Here is a 20,555-nt window from a genome sequence, read left to right as displayed (position 1 = left end):
AAAAACAGAATGCTTAAAGGAATTCATCCCGTCCTCAGCCCCGATCTCTTGTGCGCCATCGCGCGCATGGGCCATGGAGACGAGATCGTCATCGCCGACGCCAACTTCCCGTCCTTCTCGATGGGCCCGGAAATGATCCGTGCCGATGGCGTCAGTGCCACGACCATGGCGGAAGCGATCCTGACGCATATGCCGCTCGATACATTCGTGCCGGAATCGGCCTGGGTGATGGAAGTGGTGGGCGATCCGACCGCGGTGCCCGAAGTTTGCAAGGAGTTTCAGGCAATCGTTTCCAAGCGTGCCGGCGATTTCGGCATTTCGACGCTCGAGCGCTTCGCCTTCTATGAACGGTCGCGCAAGGCCGCCTATATCGTCGCAACCACCGAGTTTCGGCTCTACGGCAACATCATCCTGAAGAAAGGCGTGGTGCTGCCGGACGAGGTATTCTGGGGATAAGGACAGAAACGGAATAAACGTTCCGTATTGACATTCACGCGGAACCTATGTTTCATAAATCGAACTCGAAGCCTTTTTGGCCGGATGTCTTGGAGGGACGTCTGGCCTCGGAGGAAAAGGCAACGAGACTGGGAATGGGGAGTTGCCGGCGTTTTGACGCCGGCGGCTCGATCGATAAGCGGGTGCAGGACTGGTCCGGAAAGAGCCAAAGGGCTTACCAGGCGCAGTCTTGCAAACAAGGCAGGCCTCGGCTAGCTTCAAACTCGTAAATGTTTTTTATCGATAAAAGTCTCTTGTTCGCGTTCGCGAGAGATTTCCTGGAGGAAGAACGCACTTGGAGGAGAACCAACATGCGCATGAAGTCCATTCTTTCGCGTCGCGCGTTTACCGCTCTCGCGGGCGCCGCCGTCATGGCAACAGCCGTGCCGATGCCGTCCTTTGCGGCAGACGTGACCATTCCGATTATCGTCAAGGACACCACGTCCTTCTACTGGCAGATCGTGCTGGCCGGCGCCCGCAAAGCAGGCCAGGATCTCGGCGTCAAGGTGCCGGAGCTCGGCGCACAGGCCGAGTCCGACGTGAACGGCCAGATCAGCATTCTCGAGAACGCCGTTGCCGGCAAGCCGGCCGCGATCGTCATCTCGCCGACCGAATTCAAGGCGCTCGGCAAGCCGATCGATGAAGCCGCAAAGTCCGTTCCGATCATCGGTATCGACTCCGGCGCGGATTCGAAGGCCTTCAAGTCATTCCTCACCACCGATAACGTCCAGGGCGGCCGCATCGCAGCCGACGGCCTGGCAGCGGCGATCAAGGAAATGACCGGCAAGGAAGAAGGCGAAGTCGTCATCCTGACCAACCTGCCCGGCGTCGGCTCGCTCGAGCAGCGCCGCGAAGGCTTCCTCGATCAGCTGAAGACCAAGCATCCGGGCCTGAAGCTCATCGCCGACAAGTATGGTGACGGCCAGGCAACGACCGGCCTCAACATGATGACCGACCTGATCACCGCCAACCCGAACCTCGTGGGTGTGTTCGCCTCGAACCTCATCCTCGGCCAGGGCGTCGGCCAGGCGATCGCCGAAAACAAGCTCGGCGACAAGATCAAGGTCATCGCGTTTGACAGCGACGACAAGACGGTCGGCTTCCTCAAGGACGGCTCGATTGCTGGCCTCGTGGTGCAGGACCCCTATCGCATGGGCTATGACGGTGTGAAGACCGCGCTTGCCGTGTCCAAGGGCGAGAAGGTCGAGGCAAACGTCGATACCGGCGCCAACCTCGTCACCAAGGCCAACATGAGCGACCCGAAGATCGACGCTCTCTTGAACCCGAAGATCAAGTAACGACCTGACGAGCGCCGTGCGGGAGCGATCCCGCACGGCCCTTCTTCCCTTCGGCCGAACTCCTCAACGGGAGCGGACGGTGAAGGACGGCATGGGCAATTCGCGAGGAGGAGACGCAAATGAGCCTGGAAGAGGTCAGTCATCGCCACGATGACAGCGCCAAGCTGAAGGAGGCGAACCGCGTGCCCGCGGGTGCCCCGATCCTCGAACTCAAGGGATTGCAGAAGAATTACGGATATGTGCAGGCGCTGAAGCCGGCAACCGTCACCTTCCTTGCCGGAGAGATCCACGCGATCGTCGGCGAAAACGGCGCCGGCAAGTCGACGCTGATCAAGCTTCTGACCGGCGTCATCACCCGTACGGCCGGCGAAATCCACTGGTGCGGACACCCGGTCGCGCTTGCAACGCCCAACGAGGCGATCGCGCGAGGGATCAACGCGGTGCACCAGGAAGTCGTTCTGTGCCCGCATCTCAGCGTGGCGGCCAATCTTTTCCTCGGCGACGAGGTCAACCAATTCGGCCTGATGCGCAAGCGCGAGATGGAGAAGATGGCGCAGGCCGTTCTCAACGATCTCGGCTTCGGCCTGCCGGCCGGCGTTCCGCTTAGCGATCTCACGATCGGCCAGCAGCAGCTGGTTGCGACCGCGCGCGCGGCCATGCGCGGCACGCAGTTCCTGATCTTCGACGAGCCGACCGCTTATCTGACGCGCCAGGAATCCGCACAGCTTTTCAAGCTCATCCGACGCCTGCAGAACGAAGGCGTGACGATCGTCTACATCAGCCACCGCATGGAAGAGGTCTTCGAGCTGGCGGATCGCGTCTCGGTTCTGCGCGACGGCACGCATGTGGGCACGCGCGATATCGGCGAGACCAACGAGAACGAGCTGATCGCGCTGATGATCAACCGCTCGATCGAGCAGATCTATCACAAGGAAGAGATCGCGATCGGCGAGACCATCGTCGATGTCCGCGGCTTGTCCGGGCCGGGCTTCGAGAACGTGTCGCTTTCGGTGAAGGCAGGACAGATCGTTGGCCTATACGGCCTGATCGGCGCCGGGCGCAGCGAGTTCGCGCTCGGGCTCTACGGCCGCGAGAAGACCACGGCCGGTGAAGTCCACTGGATGGGCAAGAAGGTCAACATCAAGGACGAGCGCACCGCAATGGAGCTCGGGATCGCGCTGGCGCCGGAAAGCCGCCGCGACCAGGGCCTCTGCCTCAACCTGCCGATCGGCCTCAACATCAACCTGCCGGTCTTCAAGCGGCTGAGCAAGGGACCTGTCATCAGCCACAGCGAGGAGACGCAGAACGCCGACCAGCAGATTCGCGATCTGGCGATCAAGACGCCGAGCCGGCGCGTGCTGGTTTCGGCGATGTCGGGTGGCAACCAGCAGAAGGTCGTCATCGGCAAGTGGCTGAGCCATGGGGCGCGGCTCTTCATCTTCGACGAACCGACGGTCGGCGTCGATGTCGGCACCAAGGCGGAAATCTACCGGCTGTTCGCCAAGCTTCTGAAGCAGGGCGCGGGGATCATTCTCATCTCCTCCTACCTGCCCGAGGTCTACGAACTGGCGGACCGGCTGCATGTGTTCCGCAGCGGTCAGCTGGTGGCAAGCCACGACTTCCACGCCGCCACGCATGAAGAAGTGCTGAGCGAAGCGATCGGCGTCTAAAAGAACAAGAGGGAGAGAGAAAATGACCGTAACCCCCACCGAGATCGCCGCGCCACCGCCGCGCCGCAAGGTCAACATCCTGTTCGGCCTGACCCTGATCGGTCTCCTGGCCTTCCTGTGGATCCTGCTCGGCGTCGTCACCGCCAGCTTCTGGACGCCGCTCAATATCTCCAACCTTCTGCGCCAAGGCGCGATGACGGCGATCCTGGCGCTTGGCCAGACCTTCGTGATCATCACCGCCGGCATCGACCTTTCCGTCGGCGCGATCGTCGGCTTCTGTACGGTTATCCTGGCCTGGCTGCTGCAGGCGGGCTTCCCTGTCTGGGCAGCGATCCTGATCACGCTTCTGATCGGCGTCGGCATCGGGGTGTTTCATGGCTTCGGCATCGTCAAGATGGGCCTGCCGCCCTTCATCATCACGCTGGCGACGCTGACGTCGCTGCGCGGCATCGGGCTTCTGATCACCAACGGCTCGACGATCAACATCGTCAACGAGCCCTTCACGAACTTCGCCCGTGCCGACTTCCTCGGCGTCCCGAGCCTGTTCTGGATGGTCGTGCTGGTCGCGATCCCCTCCTACATCTTCCTGCATCTCAGCCGCTGGGGCCGCTATCTCTTCGCGGTCGGTTCCAACCGCGAGGCAGCGCGTCTGTCGGGTGTCCGGGTCAACGGCATCATCTACATGGCCTACATCCTGTCGGCGACCTTCGCGGCCTTCGTCGGCGTGCTGCTGGCCTCGCGTATCGCCATCGGCAACGCCACGCAGGCGGACGGTTGGGAACTGCAGGCGATCGCCTCGTCGGTCATCGGCGGCACCTCGCTGTTCGGCGCGGTCGGCTCCGTGCATGGTCCGCTGATCGGCGCCTTCATCCTGGCCACGATCAACAACGGCGCCAACCTGCTCAACGTCAACTCGTTCTGGCAGCGCATCATCACCGGCCTGCTGATCATCGTGATCGTCTACTTCGATCAGCTGCGCCGCCGTCGCAGCTCCTAAAAGCCAATATTGGGAGCCGGCCGATCGCCGGCTTCCTTTCAATCGAATGCAGGAACCGTCATGAAAGCCGTGCTTTGCCAACAACCGGGTGTCCTCGAGATCGTCGAGCGCCCCTCTCCCGGCACGCCTGAAGCCGGCTGGGCGCGGCTTGCCGTCAGCCATGTCGGCATCTGCGGCACCGACTACCATATCTTCGAGGGCAAGCATCCGTTTCTCGAATATCCGCGGGTGATGGGCCACGAGATCTCCGCAACGGTGGTGGAAACCGGCGCAGGGGTCGAGATCGCGGTCGGCACGCCCGTCATCGTCAACCCGTATATCTCCTGCGGCCGATGCGTCGCCTGCCGCAAGGACAAGGCGAATTGCTGCACCGATATCAAGGTGCTCGGCGTCCACACGGATGGGGCATTCTGCGAGGAAATCACGGTTCCGGCGGGCAATCTCTATGCGGCGCAGGGGCTGAGCCTTGAGGCGGCGGCGACGGTGGAATTCCTGGCGATCGGGGCGCATGCCGTGCGCCGCTCGCTTTCGCCCGCAGGCTCACGCGCGCTCGTCATCGGCGCCGGCCCGATCGGCCTTGGGGCCGCGATCTTTTCGCGGATCGCCGGCCATGAGGTGACCTTGCTCGACACCAGTGCCGAGCGGCTGGAAATGGCGGCCGAGCGCTTTGGCTTCACATCGGGCATCGTCGCCAATGATGCGACGCTTGATGCGGTGAAGGCGAAGACCGGCGGGGATGGCTTCGACGTCGTTTTCGACGCCACCGGCTATGGCCCCTCGATGGAGAAGGCGTTCCAGTTCGTCGCGCATGGCGGCGCGCTGGTTCTGGTCAGCGTCGTCAAGGACGATATCCGCTTCTCCGACCCTGAGTTTCACAAGCGCGAAATGATGGTCATCGGCAGCCGCAATGCGACGCGGATCGACTTCGAGCACGTGGCTGCCTCGATCGCCAACGGCCTCGTGCCGGTGGATCGGCTGATCACCCACCGCACGACGCTCTCCGATGCGCCGCGCGATCTGGCGCGCTGGGCGCATGAGAAGAGCGGCCTGATCAAGGCCGTGGTCAAGGTCTCCTAAAGGCTATCGATCGCCTCGCGCATCTGGCGCACGATGGACGCGTCCGTTCGGTTGGGCGACGCGGCCTCGAAGCCGAAGGCGACCGCGCGGGGATCGACGCTTGCTACGGGCGAGCTGCAGGAGCCGTGAATTTCGCGGGCACCGGTGGCACGCAGGATCTGCGGCGCGTTGGCGGGACGCACGCCGCTGCCGGGCATGATCGAGATCCGGCCGGCCGCTTTCTTCGACAGACGCGCCAATGTCTCCAGGCCATCGATGGCCTTGGGGATGCAGCCGGAGGTGAGGATACGCTCGCAGCCAAGCTCGACGGCCTGTTCCAGTGCCGCATCGGGATCGGGAACGAGATCGAAGGCGCGGTGCAGCGTCGAGCCGAGGCCGGCGGCGTGTGCCTTCAACCGGCGAAGCAGCGGCATGTCGAGCGTGCCGTCTGCAAGGTTTGCCCCGATGACCACGCCGGCGAGGCCGAAGGCGCGGACGGCATCGATATCCGCCATCATCGCCGCTTCATCGCCGCTGTCGAACACGAAGGGGCCGGCATGCGGACGGATCATCGCGTAGACCGGGATGGGGGCGGCAGCTGCCGCTTTCATCATGCCGGCGACGGGCGTGAGCCCGCCAATTTCGAGCGCCGAGCACAATTCGATACGATCGGCACCGCCTTCGATGGCCGCCGCCAGACCGCGCGGGCTATCCACGCATACCTCAAGCAAGATTGTCACGCTTTCCTCCCTCGTCATCTCATGATCGTCCAAGCCTGAGCCTTTCCTTCCGGTTAGCATCGCAGCATCGGATTTGCGAGCTGAGACCTGAAACGATCGGCCATCAATCAATTGGACAGTGTCGTGAACAGTATTTTCGCAATCGCATCGATTTTTCAATCGTGCACACTATGTCAGTTACGCATTGGATCGGTCGCCGACAGTCCGCTGTCTTCGCCGGGGAGTTTCGAGCGGTTCGCCTTGCGCCAAGGCTTTCCGCGCCTTTGAAGGATTAAAGGGGATGGTCATGCTGAAGAGAATAGCCCTTGCCGTATCGCTCTGCGCCCTGACGGCAGGTGCGGTGCAGGCCGCGGATGTGGTGGTGTCGTCTAAGATCGACACGGAGGGCACGCTGCTCGGCAACGTGATCGCGCTGGCGCTGAACGCCAACGGCATCAAGACGAAGGACCGCATCGCGCTCGGCGCCACGCCCGTGTTGCGCAAGGCGATCACCGCAGGCGAGATCGACATCTATCCCGAATACACAGGCAATGCCGGCTTCTTCTTCAACAAGCCCGACGATGCGGCCTGGAAGAACATCCAGCAGGGCTACGACATGGCGAAGAAGCTGGACTACGACGCCAACAAGATCGTCTGGCTGACGCCCTCGCCCGCCAACAACACATGGGCGATCGCCGTGCGCAACGACGTTGCCGGGAAAAACAACCTGAAGAGCATGTCCGATTTCGGCAAGTGGGTCGCCGGTGGCGGCGAAGCGAAGCTCGTGGCCTCGGCAGAATTCGTCAACACCGCCGGCGCGCTGCCGGCGTTCCAGACGACCTACGGGTTCACGCTGAAGCCGGAACAGGAAATCGTGCTTTCGGGCGGTGATACCGCCGCCACGATCAAGGCCGCCGCCGACCAGACGAACGGCGCCAATACCGCGATGGTTTACGGCACGGATGGCGCGATCGAGGCCGCCGAGCTCACCGTTCTCGAAGACGACAAGAGCGTGCAGCAGGTCTATGCGCCGACGCCGATCATCCGCGAGGAGGTACTGAAGGCGAACCCGAAGATCGAAGAGATCCTGGCGCCGATCTTCAAGAGCTTGACGGCCGACGAGCTGCGCAAGCTGAACGGCAAGATCCAGGTCGATGGCGAGCCGGCGAAGAGCGTCGCCGAGACCTACCTGAAGGAAAAAGGCTTCCTGAAGTAATCGCCGAAGCTCCGCGTCCAGCAATGGATGCGGGGCCGTTTTCCTTCCAGGCTGGGATGGATCGATGGAAGAAACCTTAGCGGTCCGCAGACTGGACCGGCTCGGCGTCGTTCTCGTCGTCGCGGGCGTCGCGGCGGCGGCATTGCTGCCATTCATCTATGTGAAGGCGAACCGGATCGCATCGGGCAAGCCGATGTTGCTGATGCAGCTTCTGGACCAGCCCTCCGTCATCATCCTCACCCTGCTCCTCGTTTTCTCGGCCTGCGCGGTGCTGTTCCTCGAAAACGCCTATGCGCGGCTTGCGATCTCGACGCTCTGTCTGGCGGCATTGCTGGCGGCGATCGGCTTCGTGGCGACGTCCTTTACGCCAGAGGGCAGCACGGCGGCGCGCATGACGCCGGGCGGCGGCTTCTGGGTGCTGCTCGCGGTCACATCGCTGATCATATCGGATGCGCTGGTGAAGGTGCGGCTGAAGCCGTGGATGCGGGTCGCGGCGCTTGCTGCTTACGCCTGCCTGCTCGGCATCTTTCTATGGTCGGGGCTGCTCGACAGCCTCTCGATCATGCGCGAATTCGCCAATCGCGGCGACCAGTTCTGGGCCGAGGCATGGACGCATGTTGAGCTGGCCTTCGGATCGCTGGCGATCTCTGTGGCGATCGGCCTGCCGCTCGGCATTGTCTGCTTCTGGGTGCCCAAGCTCCGGGCAGCGCTCTTGCAGGGGCTGAGCCTGATCCAGACGATCCCGAGCCTCGCGCTCTTCGGCCTGCTGATGTTGCCGCTCGGCTATCTCGCGGCGCATGTTCCCTTAGCGGCGACGATCGGGATCAGCGGCATCGGCGCGGCACCCGCGCTGATCGCGCTGGTGCTTTATTCGCTGCTGCCGATCGTCGCCAACACCGTCGTCGGTCTCGAGGGTGTCGACCCCGCCGTGCGCGATGCCGCCGCCGGCATGGGGCTGACGCGGCGGCAGATCCTCACCGGCATCGACCTGCCGCTGGCGCTGCCCGTCATCCTCACGGGCATTCGCATCGTGCTGGTGCAGGCGATCGGGCTGGTGACGGTGGCGGCGCTGATCGGCGGTGGCGGGTTCGGCGTCTTCATCTTCCAGGGGCTCGGCCAGACGGCCATGGACCTCGTTCTCCTCGGCGCCGTGCCGACCGTCATCTTCGCCTTTTCTTCGGCCGTCATTCTCGATGCGGTCGCCGACAGCATACGGGGACCTGCCGCATGAGCATGATCGACATCCGCAACGTCACCAAGCGCTACGGCGATACGACCGTGGTCGACAATGTGTCTATGACGGTTGAGAAGGGAGAGATCACCGTCATCGTCGGAACCTCTGGGTCCGGAAAATCGACACTGATCCGGATGATCAACCGGCTGGTGCCGATGACGTCAGGCGAAATCCGCGTCGGCGGCCGCAACGTGGCCGATGTGCCGGAGACGGAGCTGCGCCGCAATATCGGCTACGTGATCCAGGGCAACGGGCTCTTTCCGCACCGCACGGTAGCGCAGAACATCGCGACGGTGCCGCAGCTGCTCGGCTGGGAGCGTGGCAGGATCGATGCGCGCGTCGATGAACTGCTCGGCCTCTTCAATCTCGACCCCAAATCCTTCGCCAGGAAATACCCGCATCAGCTTTCCGGCGGCGAGCAGCAGCGCGTCGGCGTTGCGCGGGCGCTGGCCGCGGGGCCGGAAGTGCTGATCATGGACGAACCCTTCGGCGCGCTCGATCCCGTCATTCGCGGCAAGGCGCAGGACGATCTTCTGGCGATCCAGAAGCAGTTCGGCACGACGATCATTCTCGTCACCCACGACATGGACGAGGCCTTCCACCTCGGCAACCGGATCGCGGTGATGCGCGGCGGCAGGCTGCTGCAATATTCGACGCCTGAAAAGATCATCACCGAGCCCGCCGACCCGTTCGTGCAACAACTGACCGGGACGACCGACCGGGCGCTGAAGCGCATGTCGCTGCTGCCGCTGACATCGGGCATGGCGCCGGCCAAGGCCGGGCTCGATCACGGCCTGCCGCAATCGCTCAGCCTGCGCGACGCGCTGGCCGAAATGATCTGGCAGGGGATCGACGAAGCCGCCGTCGAGAACGAGAAGAAGGCGGCGATCGGATCGATCTCGATGTCGCACCTCCTGGAGCTGGGCCGCAAGGAATGAAGCTCCTCACCGCCAATCTCTTTCGCGTCGCGGCCTTGGCGCTGCTCCTGATCCTGTTGTTCAGGACGGAGTGGCTGTCCTTCCTGCTGACGCCGCTCACCAAGAACAACGCGCCCGCTGTCTACACGCAAAGCAGCCTGCCGCTTCTGGCGCTCGGGCATCTGCAGCTGGTGCTGATCTCGATTGTCGGGAGCGCCGTGGTCGCCATTGTGGGTGGCGTCTTCGTGACGCGGCGGAGCGGCGCCGATTTCCTGCCGCTGTCGCGCGCCATCGCCAATGCGGGGCAAACCTTTCCGCCGGTCGCGGTGCTGGCGCTGGCAGTGCCGGCCATGGGCTTTGGTGCCGGGCCGACGCTGGTGGCGCTGTTTCTCTACGGGCTGCTGCCGATCTTCGAGAACACCATCTCCGGCCTGCGCCAGGTCTCCCCCGCCGTGCTCGATGCCGCCGACGGCATGGGCATGAACCCGACGCAGCGGCTGTTCCAGGTGGAGCTGCCGCTGGCGCTGCCGCTGATCATCGAGGGCGTGAAGGTGGCGACCGTGATCAATATCGGAACGGCGACCATCGGCTCGACGGTGGCCGCCAAGGGGCTGGGCGAAGTGATCATCGCCGGGCTGATATCTGACAACACCGCCTTCATCCTGCAGGGCGGCCTGATCGTCGGGCTGATGGCGCTGTTGATCTATGACGCGGTGGGATTGGTGGAAAGCGCGATGACGCGAAGAATGGGCTTGCGCACCGCCTAAGGCAGCAGCTACCAAAGCGGCCTGATACGCACGATGGAGGCAGCCTTGGCCAAGATGATTCACTCGATGATCCGCGTTCTCGACGAAGCGCGCTCGGTCGAATTCTACGGCAAGGTCTTCGGGCTCGAGGTCGCCGACCGCATTGATTTCGACACCTTCACGCTGATCTATCTCAGCAACAACGAGACCGGCTTCGAGCTGGAACTGACTGTCAACAAGGGCCGCGTCGAACCCTATAACCTCGGCGACGGCTATGGGCATCTGGCGGTGTCGGTCGACGAGGTCGCCGTCGAGCACAAGCGGCTGACGGAAGCCGGGCTCAATCCCGGCAAGCTCACGGAGCTCAACCGGGACGGTAAGCTGCTCGCCCTGTTCTTCTTCATTACCGATCCCGACGGCTACAAGATCGAAGTCCTGCAGCGCCACGGCCGCTATCTCTAAGAGACCCCGATGATTTCCAAGACAGACCTGCATACCGGCTGGACCCTCAACTGTAACGTTGCAGGAAAGCCAGATCTGCCGAAAACAGTGCCGGCGCATGTGCCCGGATGCGTGCATCTGGACCTTCTGGCGAGCCGGTTGATCCCCGACCCCTATATCGACGTCAACGAGATCACCAATGACTGGATCGGTCGCGAGGACTGGACCTATCATTGCCGCTTCGGCGCATCGCCCGATGCCGATTTCGTGCAGGAGCTTGTCTTCGACGGGCTGGATACGGTGGCGACGATCTCGCTTAATGGCGAAGAGATCGGCCAGACGTTCAACATGCACCGCACCTATCGCTTCAACGTTTCCGATCGCCTGAAGGCCGAGGGCAACGAGCTGGTCGTGACCTTCCGCTCGGCCTATGCCTATGGCGCCGAGATGGAAGCGCATTACGGCTACAGGCCGAACAACTATCCCGGCCCCGGCAACCTGATGCGCAAGATGGCCTGCAATTTCGGCTGGGACTGGGGCCCGACGCTGGTGACGGCGGGGATATGGAAGCCGGTGCGACTGGAGCGCTGGGCGAAGGCGCGGCTGGCCGAGACGCTGGTTTCGGCAACGCTTGCCGGTGGAGACGGGCTGGTGACTGTGCGGGCAAAGATCGCGCGCGCAGGTGACGCCGGTGCCTGCCGCATCACGGCCAGCATCGGCGGCGTCACGCATAGTGAGATCGTCGCGGCCGGGAGCGACGAGGTCAGCTTCCAGGTGCGCGTTCCCTCCCCGCAGATCTGGTGGCCGCATCATCTCGGCGCGCAGCCGCTTTATCCGCTGCGGGTCGAGCTGCGGGACGGCGAGAGCGATGAACTGCTCGACGAATACGCCAAGCAGATCGGCTTCCGTTCGGTGCGGCTCGATACGTCCCTGGACGAGCATGGCTCGGCCTTCACCTTCGTGATCAACGACGTGGCGCTGTTTCTCTGCGGCGCCAACTGGATCCCCGACGATTGCTTCCCCTCGCGGGTCACCGCCGAGCGCTACGCCTCGCGGATCGACGAAGCGAAGGCCGCCAACATCAACCTATTGCGGGTATGGGGCGGCGGCATCTTCGAGCGGGATGAGTTTTACGAGGAGTGCGACCGCGTGGGCATGCTGGTGTGGCAGGATTTCCTGTTTGCCTGCGCCTCCTACCCCGAGGAAGAGCCGCTCCGTGGTGAGGTCGAGGCGGAGGTGCGCGACAACGTCGCGCGGCTGATGCCGCATCCCTCACTGATCGTCTGGAACGGCAACAACGAGAATATCTGGGGCTTCGACGAGTGGGGCTGGCGGCCGATCATCAAGGAAGGTGAGAGCTGGGGGCTCGGCTACTATCTCGATATCCTGCCTAGGCTTTGCGCCGAGCTCGATTCCGACCGCCCCTACTATCCCGGCAGTCCCTATTCCGGCACGATGGAGATCGAGCCGAATGCGGATGCGCATGGATGCAAGCACATATGGGATGTGTGGAACGACGTGGGCTACGAGGTCTACCGCAACTACATCCCGCGCTTCTGCTCCGAATTCGGCTGGCAGGCGCCGCCCAACTGGGCGACGCTGGAAGAAAGCGTGCACGACGCGCCGCTGACGCCGATCTCCAACGGCGTCTTCCACCACCAGAAGGCGACGCAGGGCAATGACAAGCTGATCCGTGGGCTCATCGGCCATCTGCCCGAGCCGCAAACGATGAACGACTGGCATTTCGCCACGCAGCTGAACCAGGCCCGCGCCATCCGCTTCGCGGTCGAGCACATGCGCTCGCACCGCGATATCTGCAGGGGCGCGGTCGTCTGGCAGTTCAACGATTGCTGGCCGGTGACCTCCTGGGCGGCGCTGGATTCGGCCGGGCGGCGCAAGCCTCTGTGGTATGCGATGCGACAGGCTTTCGATCCCCGGCTTCTGACGATCCAGCCGCGCGAAGGCGGGCTCGCGGCCGTTGCCGTCAACGAGCGGACGCTGTTTTGGCGGGCGAAGATTTCGGGCAAGCGGCTGCGGCTTGATGGGACCGTGCTTGCCGAGTTCGAATTCTGGCGGCTGCTTTGCGACCGGTTTGAGGCGAAGGCATTCACGCTGCCCGAGGATATCGCGACCGCCGACGACCCGAGCAATGAAGTGATCGTCGTCGACATGTTGGACCGGCGGGCGTTCCACTACTTTGTCGAGGATATCGAGCTTAAGCTGCCGAAGCCGGAGATGAGGATCGAGGTCAGCAAACGGGAGAGCGGTTACGCGGTTGCGGTGACCGCCGAGAGCCTGCTGAAGGATCTCTGCCTGATGGCTGATCGTCTCGATCCGGATGCGGTGGTGGATACGATGCTGATCACGCTTTTGCCGGGCGAGACGCATGTGTTCGAGTTGGAGACGCAGGCGAAGATCGGTGTGGCTGATATCGTGGTGGGGACGGTTCTGCGCTCGGCCAACGATCTCGTGTCCGCGGGTTGAGCTAAGGCCAATGCACTCATGCAAAAACCTCCGACTTTCGCCGGAGGTTTTTGTGGCCGTCGGTGGGTCCCGCACGCGGCGGGACCCTTCCGTTGCGGCCTCGCGGGAGACTTACATCCAGTAGGGCGGCACGCCGTAGTAATCGTAGACCCGGCGGCCGTTGTCGTTGTACCAGGTGTCGTCATCATCCGCGTAGCTTGGCGCGCCTTCGATCTGTTCCTTGGTCAGATCAATGCGGTAGCCATCCAGCTGCGTGTCGTAGGACAGCTTATCCCAGGGCAGAGGGTAGTGATCGTGGCCAATGCCCATGAAGCCGCCGAAGCTCAGCACGGCATAGGCAACACGGCCATCCCTCTTGCCGAGGATCAGGCGCTCGATCGAGCCGATGTGCTTGCCATCGGCGCCGTAGACGCGGGTGCCTTCCACACGGTCGCTGGCGATCAGCGAGTGCGTGTCCTTGACGTTCGGGTCACGGAGGGTCTTGTCGTTGTCCTGTTGCAGCATGTCTCTACTCCCTTTCGGTTGGTTCCTCGTGCCTGGCCTCTACTCCTCGTGCCTGGCGTATGAATTGAAAACGTCGCCCGATGCCCGTTGTTCCCGAATTCGATCCGCAATTTTGGCGGGCGCTACAATATTGACGTTTACGTCAAGGTTATTGTAGCCTGATGCTGCTTGAACCATTCGAGCAATGACATAAGCTGCCGTATTGGAGGATGGAGGATCATCCAATAGTTTCGACGGGCGCCCCGCCGGCAGCGACAGGGAGAGAGACACGATGAACAGCATTTCCGCCCATCCTGGCGGTGAAAGGCCCGACAAGCCGTGGCTTGCCACCTATCCGGCGATCGTACCGGCCGAGCTTCCGGCGCTGGAATACGAATCACTGGCGGAGCTGCTTGAGAAATCCTGCGCGCGCTATGCCGACCGCATCGCCTTTTCCAGCATGGGCAAGACGCTCACCTACCGCCAGCTGGAAAGCCAGACGCGCAAGATCGCCGCATGGCTGCAGGCGATCGGCCTGCAAAAGGGCGATCGTGTCGCGGTGATGATGCCGAACGTGCTGCAGAACCCGATCGCCGTCTATGGCATCCTGCGCGCCGGGCTCGTGGTGGTGAACGTCAACCCGCTCTATACGCCACGCGAACTGGAGCATCAGCTGCGCGATGCCGGCGCCAAGGCGATCTTCGTTCTGGAAAACTTCGCCCACACCGTCCAGCAGGTGCTCGGCCATACTGATGTGCGCCATGTGGTGGTGACCTCGCTCGGCGAAATGCTGGGCGCCAAGGGGCTGATTGTCAATCTCCTCGTGCGCAAGGTGAAGAAGCTCGTTCCCGCGTGGTCGATCCCGCGACACAAGACCTTCAAGCAGGTGCTTGGTGAGGGTGACGGCGCGGCGCTGAAGCCATCGGGTCTTGTCGGCAGCGACATCGCCTTCCTGCAATATACCGGCGGCACGACTGGCATCGCCAAGGGTGCGGTGCTGACGCACAAGAACCTCTTGTCGAACAAGCTGCAGCTGGAACTCTGGCTGAAATCCGCCTTCGAGAAGCGCCAGCGGCCGGATGTGCTGAACTTCCTCTGCGCGCTGCCGCTCTACCATATCTTCGCGCTGACGGTGAACTCGCTGATGGGCATGTCGCTCGGCGCGCATAACATCCTCGTTGCCAACCCGCGCGACATCCCTGCCCTGGTGCGCGAGTTCTCGAAATCCAACGTCCACGTCTTCCCCGGGCTCAACACGCTGTTTAACGCGCTGATGAACAACCCTGAATTCGCCAAGGTCGATTTCTCCTCGCTGGTGATTTCGCTGGGCGGCGGCATGGCCGTGCAGCGGCCGGTGGCGGAGCGCTGGCTGACGATTACCGGAAACCATATTACCGAGGGATACGGGCTTTCCGAGACCTCGCCCGTCGCCACCGCCAACCGCTTCGATTCGCCCGAATTCACCGGCGCGATCGGCCTGCCGATCTCGTCCACCGATCTCGATATCCGCAACGAGGACGGCGCGTCGCTGCCGCTCGGCGAGGTTGGCGAGATCTGCATTCGCGGGCCGCAGGTGATGGCCGGATACTGGAACAAGCCGGATGAGACGGCGCGCGCCATGACCCCCGACGGCTATTTCCGCACCGGCGACATGGGCTTCATGGATGCCCGCGGCTACACCAAGATCGTCGACCGCAAGAAGGACATGATCCTGGTCTCGGGCTTCAACGTCTACCCGAACGAGATCGAGGAAGTGGCGGCGATGCACCCGGGCATCCTGGAGGCGGCAGCCGTCGGCGTGGCCGATGGGCATTCCGGCGAGGCGGTGAAGCTCTTCGTGGTGCGCAAGGATCCTGCTCTGACCGAGGCCGATGTTAAGGCGCACTGCGTGGCCAACCTCACCAACTACAAGCGGCCGCGCTTCATCGAGTTCCGCACCGAGCTGCCGAAATCGCCGGTCGGCAAGATCCTGCGCAAGGATCTGCGCGCGTAATATTTTCGCAATTGAGCACAACCCAGAACTGTGCTGCTATCGCCGTGTTTTGAGGCAGAAGCAGCACAGGTCGCGGCAATGCGGCCTATCGGCGAGGATGGGCCGCGCCGACTTCGGCAAGAGCCTTGCCATCAGAACGGGAGGTGATGATATGTGGTTTCGACCGCTTAGCATCACGCTTACGGTAAGGAGAACCCGGACAAGCTGGTCAATCAGCGTCCGGGTCGCATTCCATACCTAAGTAAGCGCAGCAGGTGGAGTTACAGCTCCGCCTGCAACCTCTCCAATATAGCCCGACTGCGCTGGCGCATCAAGCGCGACGTGCGCACCCTTTTTATGAATAGTTTCAGACATAACTTGATTTGCACCCGGTAAAGCGAATAGTTTCCGCGACCCTCACGCCCTGCAAAGGAGCCTCCCATGAATGCCATCGTCGACCAACTGAAAAGCACCGCGGCTGCCACCAAGGCCACCGATATCCGTGCTGCCTTCGCGGCCGATCCGAAACGCTTTTCGCGCTTCACCGCCTCGCTCGACGACCTCCTGATGGATTTCTCGAAGACCGCCGTGAACGACGAAGTGCTGGCCCTTCTGGTCAAGCTCGCCGAAACCGGAGGTGTCGAGGCCAAGCGCGACGAGATGTTCTCGGGCAAGGCGATCAACTTCACCGAAAACCGCGCCGTGCTGCACACAGCCCTTCGCAACCGTTCGAACACCCCTGTAATCGTCGACGGCAAGGACGTGATGCCTGACGTCAACGGCGTGCTCGCCGCCATGGGCAAGTTCGCCGACGGCATTCGCTCGGGCGCGCTGAAGGGTGCGACCGGCAAGAAGATCACCGACGTCATCAACATCGGCATCGGCGGCTCCGACCTCGGCCCCGTGATGGCGACGCTGGCGCTGGCACCTTTCCATGACGGCCCGCGCGCGCACTTCGTTTCCAACATCGACGGCGCGCACATCGCCGACATCCTGAAGCTGGTGCAGCCGGAAACGACGCTCTTCATCGTCGCCTCCAAGACCTTCACCACCATCGAGACGATGACGAACGCCCAGACGGCGCGCAAGTTCGTCGCCGATGCGCTCGGCGAAGCAGCCGTCCAGCATCACTTCGCAGCCGTTTCGACGGCGCTCGACAAGGTTGCCGCCTTCGGCATCGAGAGCGAACGCGTGTTCGGCTTCTGGGATTGGGTCGGCGGTCGCTACTCGATCTGGTCGGCCATCGGCCTGCCGCTGATGATCGCCGTTGGTCCTGAGAACTTCGGCAAGTTCCTCGATGGCGCGCACTCGGTCGACAACCACTTCCGCACGGCGCCGATTGCCAAGAACCTGCCGATCCTGCTCGGCCTGATCGGCTTCTACAATCGCAACGTTCTAGGCTACGCCACGCGCGCGATCCTGCCCTACGACCAGCGCCTGTCGCGCTTCCCTGCCTATCTGCAGCAGCTCGACATGGAATCGAACGGCAAGGGCGTCACCATCGACGGCACGCCGGTCGAAGGCAATTCCGGTCCTGTTGTCTGGGGCGAGCCCGGCACCAACGGCCAGCATGCCTTCTACCAGCTGATCCACCAAGGCACGAGCGTGATCCCCGCCGAGTTCATGATCGCCGCCAACGGCTTCGAGCCGGAGCTGCGCCACCAGCACCAGCTCCTGATGGCAAACTGCATCGCGCAGTCGGAAGCGCTGATGAAGGGCCGCACCTTCGAGGAAGCCAAGAAGCAGCTGACCGACAAGGGTATGGACGACAAGCAGGCCGATTTCATCGCGCCGCACCGCGTCTTCACCGGCAACCGCCCGTCGATCACCTTCGTCTATGACAAGCTGACGCCGTTCGCCTTCGGCCGCCTCGTCGCGCTCTATGAGCACCGCGTCTTCGTCGAAGGCGTGCTGTTCCGCATCAACTCCTTCGACCAGTGGGGCGTGGAGCTCGGCAAGGAACTGGCGACCGGCCTGCTGCCCGTCATCGAAGGCAAGGAAAGCGCCGCCGGCCACGATTCGTCGACGCAGGGCCTTGTTGCCGAACTGGCGAAGCTCGCGAAGTAACGAACGCAACGTTCTACCGACGCTCCCGTGGCGACTGCCGCGGGAGCGTTTTCTATTTGGCTGAGATGACTGCCCTCAGGACCACGCCTCGGTGGCGGTCAGGGCCTGGCGCCCTTGCCTGATGGTACGGTGCTCGCGGCCTGCTTGACCTGCGAGCCCGGCTGCGAGGCGACTGCCGGAGCGGACTTGTCTTTCTTCGGCTTGCGCGCTTCACGCGTGCCGCGGAGTTGACCCTTTGCCATTTCAAGCTCCCTGGTTGAGCCACATCGAGCGATGTGACGCCAATCAGCAGGCGCGCTTACACGGCAAAATGCAAACGCAATCTCGCCTGCCAGTGCCTACCGGGCGAACTTCTTGGCGCCGGCGACGCAGCCGACGATGGCGATGGTGACGACGAGCATGAGCGGGCTCACCTGCTCATGCAGCAGCGTTGCCGCCAGGAGCAGGCCGAAGAAGGGCTGCAGCAGCTGAAGCTGGCCGACACCGGCAATGCCGCCCTGCGCCAGGCCGCGATACCAGAAGAAGAAGCCGATCAGCATGCTGAACAGCGAGACATAGACGAGGCCCGCCCAGGCCGGCGTCTCGATCGCAGCAAAGGACGGCGGCAGATTGAAGAGCGCAAGGGCGAGCATGACGGGCAGCGAGATAACCAGCGCCCAGGAGATGACCTGCCAGCCGCCGAGCCTGCGCGACAGCTTGGCGCCCTCGGCATAACCCAGCCCACAGGCGATGATGGCGGCGAGCATCAGGAGATCACCGAGCGGGGCTGCGGTCACGCCCTGCGACAGGGCGAAGCCTGCGACCAGCGCGCTGCCGAGGCAGGAGAAGATCCAGAAGGCCGGTTGCGGACGTTCCCCGCCCCTGATGACACCGAAGATCGCGGTCGAAAGCGGCAGCAGGCCGATGAAGACGATGGAGTGCGCCGAGGTGATGTGGGTGAGCGCCAGCGCCGTCAGCAATGGGAAGCCGATGACGACGCCGAAGGCGACGATAACAAGCGACAGAAGATCGCTCGCCGCCGGCCGCTTTTCGCGAAACAGCACGAGCAGCGCCAGCGCGATCAGCCCGGCGATCGCCGCGCGGGCGACGGTCAGGAAGACGGGATCGAACCCCATCACCGCCATGCGCGTCGCGGGCAGCGAGCCGCTGAAGATCAGAACACCGATAAAACCATTCAACCAACCGGCCGCCGTGCGGTCCATGGCACACTCCTTCACGATCAATAGCCATCTTATGATCCCTTGCGGCGTGGCCATGCCAGCTACGGTATGGTACGGTTTCGCCAAACTGTTATGCATCGGAGAGCAGTACGGATGGCCGATAACGTGACCGTCGGGACGACCCGCGTGGCGATGGTGATGAACACGATCAAGCAGCGCATCGCCGGCCGCAGCCTGACGGCCGGGGCGAAACTGCCTTCGGTGCGGGCGCTCGCAGGGTCGCTGAAGATATCGACATCGACCGTCGTCGAGGCCTATGAGCGGCTGGTCGCCGAGGGCGCGATCCTGTCGCGGCCGGGCTCCGGCTTCTACGTCGCCAACCAGGCGGCCCCCTTCGCGCTATCGGAGGTCGGGCCACGGCTCGATCGCGAGATCGATCCGTTCTGGGTGTCGCGGCAATCGCTGGAGGCCGGCGATATCGGCCTCAAACCCGGTTGCGGATGGCTGCCGCCCTGCTGGCTGCCGGAAGACGGCGTTCGACGCGCCGTGCGGGCGCTGGCGCGGGCCGATGGACCGGTGCTGCTCGCCTATGGATCGCCGCTGGGACTGCCGCCGCTCAGGCAGCTGATCGCGCGGCGGATGGCCGACAAGGGGATCGGCGCCTCGCCCGACCAGATCATCCTCACGGAGTCAGGCATCCAGGCGATCGACCTTCTCTGCCGTTTCCTGATCGAGCCGGGTGATACCGTGATGGTGGACGATCCCTGCTATTTCAATTTCCACGCCTTGCTTCGCGCCCATCGCGCCAAGATCGTCAGCGTGCCCTATACGCCCTCCGGCCCCGATATCGACGCCTTCGCCCGCACGGTGGCCGAGCACCGGCCGAAGCTCTACGTGACCAATTCGGCGCTGCATAACCCGACCGGCGCGATCCTCTCGCCGGTGACCGCGCACCGGGTGCTGAAGATCGCCGAGCAGTTCGACCTGACGATCATCGAGGACGATATCTTCGCCGATTTCGAGCATGTCACGGCGCCACGGCTCGCCGCCTTTGACGGGCTCGACCGCGTCATCCATATCGGCAGCTTCTCGAAGACGCTGTCGGCCTCGGCACGCTGCGGCTTCATCGCCGCCAAGCCGGAGTGGATCGGCGGGCTGACGGATCTCAAGATCGCCACCTCGTTCGGCGGCGGGCGGCATGCGGCGCAGCTGGTCTTCAGCGTGCTCAGCGACGGCAGCTATCGCAAACATATCGAGACGCTGCGTAGCCGGCTGTCGAAGACGATGTTCGATGTCTCGGCTAGGCTCAAGAACCTCGGCATCGTGCCGTGGCTTGAGCCGCAGGCCGGGATGTTTCTATGGTGCCGGTTGCCTGACGGTATCGACGCCGCGGATGTGGCGCGCGCCGCACTTGAGCGGGACGTGGTGCTGGCGCCAGGCAACGCGTTCAGCCTGTCGCAGACGGCGACGGATTTCATGCGGTTCAATGTTTCGCAGACGGAAGATCCAAAAGTGTTCGAGGTGCTGTGTGAGGCCATGCAGGCGGCGCGGGGGAAGGCCTAGTTCGGTCGGCGCGGCGATTATTTCGGTGGAGGTGTAG

The 20,555-nt window shown here is 63.2% G+C and carries 19 protein-coding genes; 14 read left to right on the top strand and 5 right to left on the bottom strand.

Going from position 1 to position 20,555, the window contains the following annotated elements; translation table 11 throughout:
- The first annotated feature begins 9 nt into the window (after nucleotides 1–9).
- The 5 genes from ACCD05_RS10815 (at nucleotide 10) to ACCD05_RS10795 (ending at nucleotide 5,537) form a co-directional block, all read left to right on the top strand.
- Nucleotides 10–456 (top strand): RbsD/FucU domain-containing protein, encoded by a 447-nt coding sequence (locus ACCD05_RS10815; protein WP_113196549.1) that lies wholly within the window; start codon nucleotides 10–12, stop codon nucleotides 454–456.
- 350 nt (nucleotides 457–806) lie between these two features.
- On the top strand, nucleotides 807–1,793 hold the full coding sequence (locus tag ACCD05_RS10810; RefSeq protein ID WP_047507194.1) for an ABC transporter substrate-binding protein: 987 nt from the start codon (nucleotides 807–809) through the stop codon (nucleotides 1,791–1,793).
- A 119-nt stretch (nucleotides 1,794–1,912) separates the two neighbouring features.
- Nucleotides 1,913–3,463, top strand: coding sequence for a sugar ABC transporter ATP-binding protein (locus tag ACCD05_RS10805; RefSeq protein ID WP_413392561.1), 1,551 nt, complete (start codon nucleotides 1,913–1,915; stop codon nucleotides 3,461–3,463).
- Between the two features lie 22 nt (nucleotides 3,464–3,485).
- Nucleotides 3,486–4,460, top strand: a complete 975-nt coding sequence (locus ACCD05_RS10800; RefSeq protein ID WP_047507192.1) for an ABC transporter permease — start codon at nucleotides 3,486–3,488, stop codon at nucleotides 4,458–4,460.
- Between the two features lie 60 nt (nucleotides 4,461–4,520).
- Nucleotides 4,521–5,537 carry a zinc-binding alcohol dehydrogenase family protein gene (locus ACCD05_RS10795; protein WP_413392559.1) on the top strand — a complete coding sequence of 339 codons (1,017 nt, stop codon included), beginning with the start codon at nucleotides 4,521–4,523 and terminating at the stop codon, nucleotides 5,535–5,537.
- Here ACCD05_RS10795 and ACCD05_RS10790 read toward each other — a convergent pair.
- Nucleotides 5,534–6,256, bottom strand: coding sequence for a copper homeostasis protein CutC (locus ACCD05_RS10790; protein WP_111561925.1), 723 nt, complete (start codon nucleotides 6,254–6,256; stop codon nucleotides 5,534–5,536). The two genes, ACCD05_RS10795 and ACCD05_RS10790, sit on opposite strands and share 4 nt — an antisense overlap.
- Before the next feature lie 286 nt (nucleotides 6,257–6,542).
- Between ACCD05_RS10790 and ACCD05_RS10785 the strand changes: the two genes are divergently transcribed.
- The 6 genes from ACCD05_RS10785 to ACCD05_RS10760 all read left to right on the top strand — a co-directional run bounded on the left by ACCD05_RS10785 (nucleotide 6,543) and on the right by ACCD05_RS10760 (nucleotide 13,273).
- Complete coding sequence (locus ACCD05_RS10785) at nucleotides 6,543–7,451, top strand: ABC transporter substrate-binding protein (protein WP_413392557.1); 909 nt, start codon at nucleotides 6,543–6,545, stop codon at nucleotides 7,449–7,451.
- Between the two features lie 64 nt (nucleotides 7,452–7,515).
- Complete coding sequence (locus ACCD05_RS10780) at nucleotides 7,516–8,682, top strand: ABC transporter permease (protein ID WP_413392555.1); 1,167 nt, start codon at nucleotides 7,516–7,518, stop codon at nucleotides 8,680–8,682.
- Nucleotides 8,679–9,623, top strand: coding sequence for an ABC transporter ATP-binding protein (locus ACCD05_RS10775; protein ID WP_413392553.1), 945 nt, complete (start codon nucleotides 8,679–8,681; stop codon nucleotides 9,621–9,623). Before ACCD05_RS10780 ends, ACCD05_RS10775 begins: the two co-directional genes overlap by 4 nt.
- Entirely contained in the window at nucleotides 9,620–10,369 is a 750-nt protein-coding gene (locus ACCD05_RS10770; protein ID WP_413392551.1) for an ABC transporter permease, read from the top strand. Before ACCD05_RS10775 ends, ACCD05_RS10770 begins: the two co-directional genes overlap by 4 nt.
- A gap of 45 nt (nucleotides 10,370–10,414) precedes the next feature.
- The gene (locus tag ACCD05_RS10765; RefSeq protein ID WP_413392549.1) at nucleotides 10,415–10,810 is read left to right on the top strand and encodes a VOC family protein; all 396 of its coding nucleotides are present in this window, start codon (nucleotides 10,415–10,417) and stop codon (nucleotides 10,808–10,810) included.
- A gap of 9 nt (nucleotides 10,811–10,819) precedes the next feature.
- The gene (locus tag ACCD05_RS10760; RefSeq protein ID WP_413392547.1) at nucleotides 10,820–13,273 is read left to right on the top strand and encodes a glycoside hydrolase family 2 protein; all 2,454 of its coding nucleotides are present in this window, start codon (nucleotides 10,820–10,822) and stop codon (nucleotides 13,271–13,273) included.
- Between the two features lie 111 nt (nucleotides 13,274–13,384).
- Here ACCD05_RS10760 and ACCD05_RS10755 read toward each other — a convergent pair whose 3' ends face one another.
- Entirely contained in the window at nucleotides 13,385–13,777 is a 393-nt protein-coding gene (locus tag ACCD05_RS10755) for a PRC-barrel domain-containing protein (RefSeq protein ID WP_018898279.1), read from the bottom strand.
- Nucleotides 13,778–13,816: 39 nt separating this feature from the next.
- Nucleotides 13,817–14,059 (bottom strand): hypothetical protein, encoded by a 243-nt coding sequence (locus tag ACCD05_RS10750; protein WP_413392544.1) that lies wholly within the window; start codon nucleotides 14,057–14,059, stop codon nucleotides 13,817–13,819.
- Here ACCD05_RS10750 and ACCD05_RS10745 point away from each other — a divergent pair.
- Together ACCD05_RS10745 and pgi are read left to right on the top strand one after the other, a co-directional pair.
- The gene (locus ACCD05_RS10745; protein ID WP_413392542.1) at nucleotides 14,049–15,749 is read left to right on the top strand and encodes a long-chain fatty acid--CoA ligase; all 1,701 of its coding nucleotides are present in this window, start codon (nucleotides 14,049–14,051) and stop codon (nucleotides 15,747–15,749) included. The two genes, ACCD05_RS10750 and ACCD05_RS10745, sit on opposite strands and share 11 nt — an antisense overlap.
- 420 nt (nucleotides 15,750–16,169) lie before the next feature.
- A complete protein-coding gene (pgi, locus tag ACCD05_RS10740) occupies nucleotides 16,170–17,795 on the top strand; it encodes a glucose-6-phosphate isomerase (RefSeq protein ID WP_413392540.1) in 1,626 nt (541 codons plus the stop codon).
- Between the two features lie 98 nt (nucleotides 17,796–17,893).
- Here pgi and ACCD05_RS10735 read toward each other — a convergent pair whose 3' ends face one another.
- A complete protein-coding gene (locus ACCD05_RS10735) occupies nucleotides 17,894–18,037 on the bottom strand; it encodes a hypothetical protein (RefSeq protein WP_181459210.1) in 144 nt (47 codons plus the stop codon).
- A gap of 96 nt (nucleotides 18,038–18,133) precedes the next feature.
- A complete protein-coding gene (locus ACCD05_RS10730; protein ID WP_413392538.1) occupies nucleotides 18,134–18,997 on the bottom strand; it encodes a DMT family transporter in 864 nt (287 codons plus the stop codon).
- Between the two features lie 90 nt (nucleotides 18,998–19,087).
- Here ACCD05_RS10730 and ACCD05_RS10725 point away from each other — a divergent pair, with 90 nt between their 5' ends.
- Nucleotides 19,088–20,518, top strand: a complete 1,431-nt coding sequence (locus tag ACCD05_RS10725) for a PLP-dependent aminotransferase family protein (RefSeq protein WP_413392536.1) — start codon at nucleotides 19,088–19,090, stop codon at nucleotides 20,516–20,518.
- The last annotated feature ends 37 nt before the right edge of the window (nucleotides 20,519–20,555 follow it).

This window comes from Rhizobium sp. Rhizsp42, from assembly GCF_047304155.1.
Lineage (GTDB): Bacteria > Pseudomonadota > Alphaproteobacteria > Rhizobiales > Rhizobiaceae > Rhizobium.
This window is presented reverse-complemented; position numbering and strand designations above follow the sequence as displayed.

Bases quoted from the DNA above. Each gene is read 5' to 3' on its own strand.
- ACCD05_RS10815 (WP_113196549.1), top strand. From the start codon at position 10: ATGCTTAAAGGAATTCATCCCGTCCTCAGCCCCGATCTCTTGTGCGCC.
- ACCD05_RS10810 (WP_047507194.1), top strand. From the start codon at position 807: ATGCGCATGAAGTCCATTCTTTCGCGTCGCGCGTTTACCGCTCTCGCG.
- ACCD05_RS10805 (WP_413392561.1), top strand. From the start codon at position 1,913: ATGAGCCTGGAAGAGGTCAGTCATCGCCACGATGACAGCGCCAAGCTG.
- ACCD05_RS10800 (WP_047507192.1), top strand. From the start codon at position 3,486: ATGACCGTAACCCCCACCGAGATCGCCGCGCCACCGCCGCGCCGCAAG.
- ACCD05_RS10795 (WP_413392559.1), top strand. From the start codon at position 4,521: ATGAAAGCCGTGCTTTGCCAACAACCGGGTGTCCTCGAGATCGTCGAG.
- ACCD05_RS10785 (WP_413392557.1), top strand. From the start codon at position 6,543: ATGCTGAAGAGAATAGCCCTTGCCGTATCGCTCTGCGCCCTGACGGCA.
- ACCD05_RS10780 (WP_413392555.1), top strand. From the start codon at position 7,516: ATGGAAGAAACCTTAGCGGTCCGCAGACTGGACCGGCTCGGCGTCGTT.
- ACCD05_RS10775 (WP_413392553.1), top strand. From the start codon at position 8,679: ATGAGCATGATCGACATCCGCAACGTCACCAAGCGCTACGGCGATACG.
- ACCD05_RS10770 (WP_413392551.1), top strand. From the start codon at position 9,620: ATGAAGCTCCTCACCGCCAATCTCTTTCGCGTCGCGGCCTTGGCGCTG.
- ACCD05_RS10760 (WP_413392547.1), top strand. From the start codon at position 10,820: ATGATTTCCAAGACAGACCTGCATACCGGCTGGACCCTCAACTGTAAC.
- ACCD05_RS10755 (WP_018898279.1), bottom strand. From the start codon at position 13,777: ATGCTGCAACAGGACAACGACAAGACCCTCCGTGACCCGAACGTCAAG.
- ACCD05_RS10745 (WP_413392542.1), top strand. From the start codon at position 14,049: ATGAACAGCATTTCCGCCCATCCTGGCGGTGAAAGGCCCGACAAGCCG.
- ACCD05_RS10750 (WP_413392544.1), bottom strand. From the start codon at position 14,059: ATGCTGTTCATCGTGTCTCTCTCCCTGTCGCTGCCGGCGGGGCGCCCG.
- pgi (WP_413392540.1), top strand. From the start codon at position 16,170: ATGAATGCCATCGTCGACCAACTGAAAAGCACCGCGGCTGCCACCAAG.
- ACCD05_RS10735 (WP_181459210.1), bottom strand. From the start codon at position 18,037: ATGGCAAAGGGTCAACTCCGCGGCACGCGTGAAGCGCGCAAGCCGAAG.
- ACCD05_RS10730 (WP_413392538.1), bottom strand. From the start codon at position 18,997: ATGGACCGCACGGCGGCCGGTTGGTTGAATGGTTTTATCGGTGTTCTG.
- ACCD05_RS10725 (WP_413392536.1), top strand. From the start codon at position 19,088: ATGCATCGGAGAGCAGTACGGATGGCCGATAACGTGACCGTCGGGACG.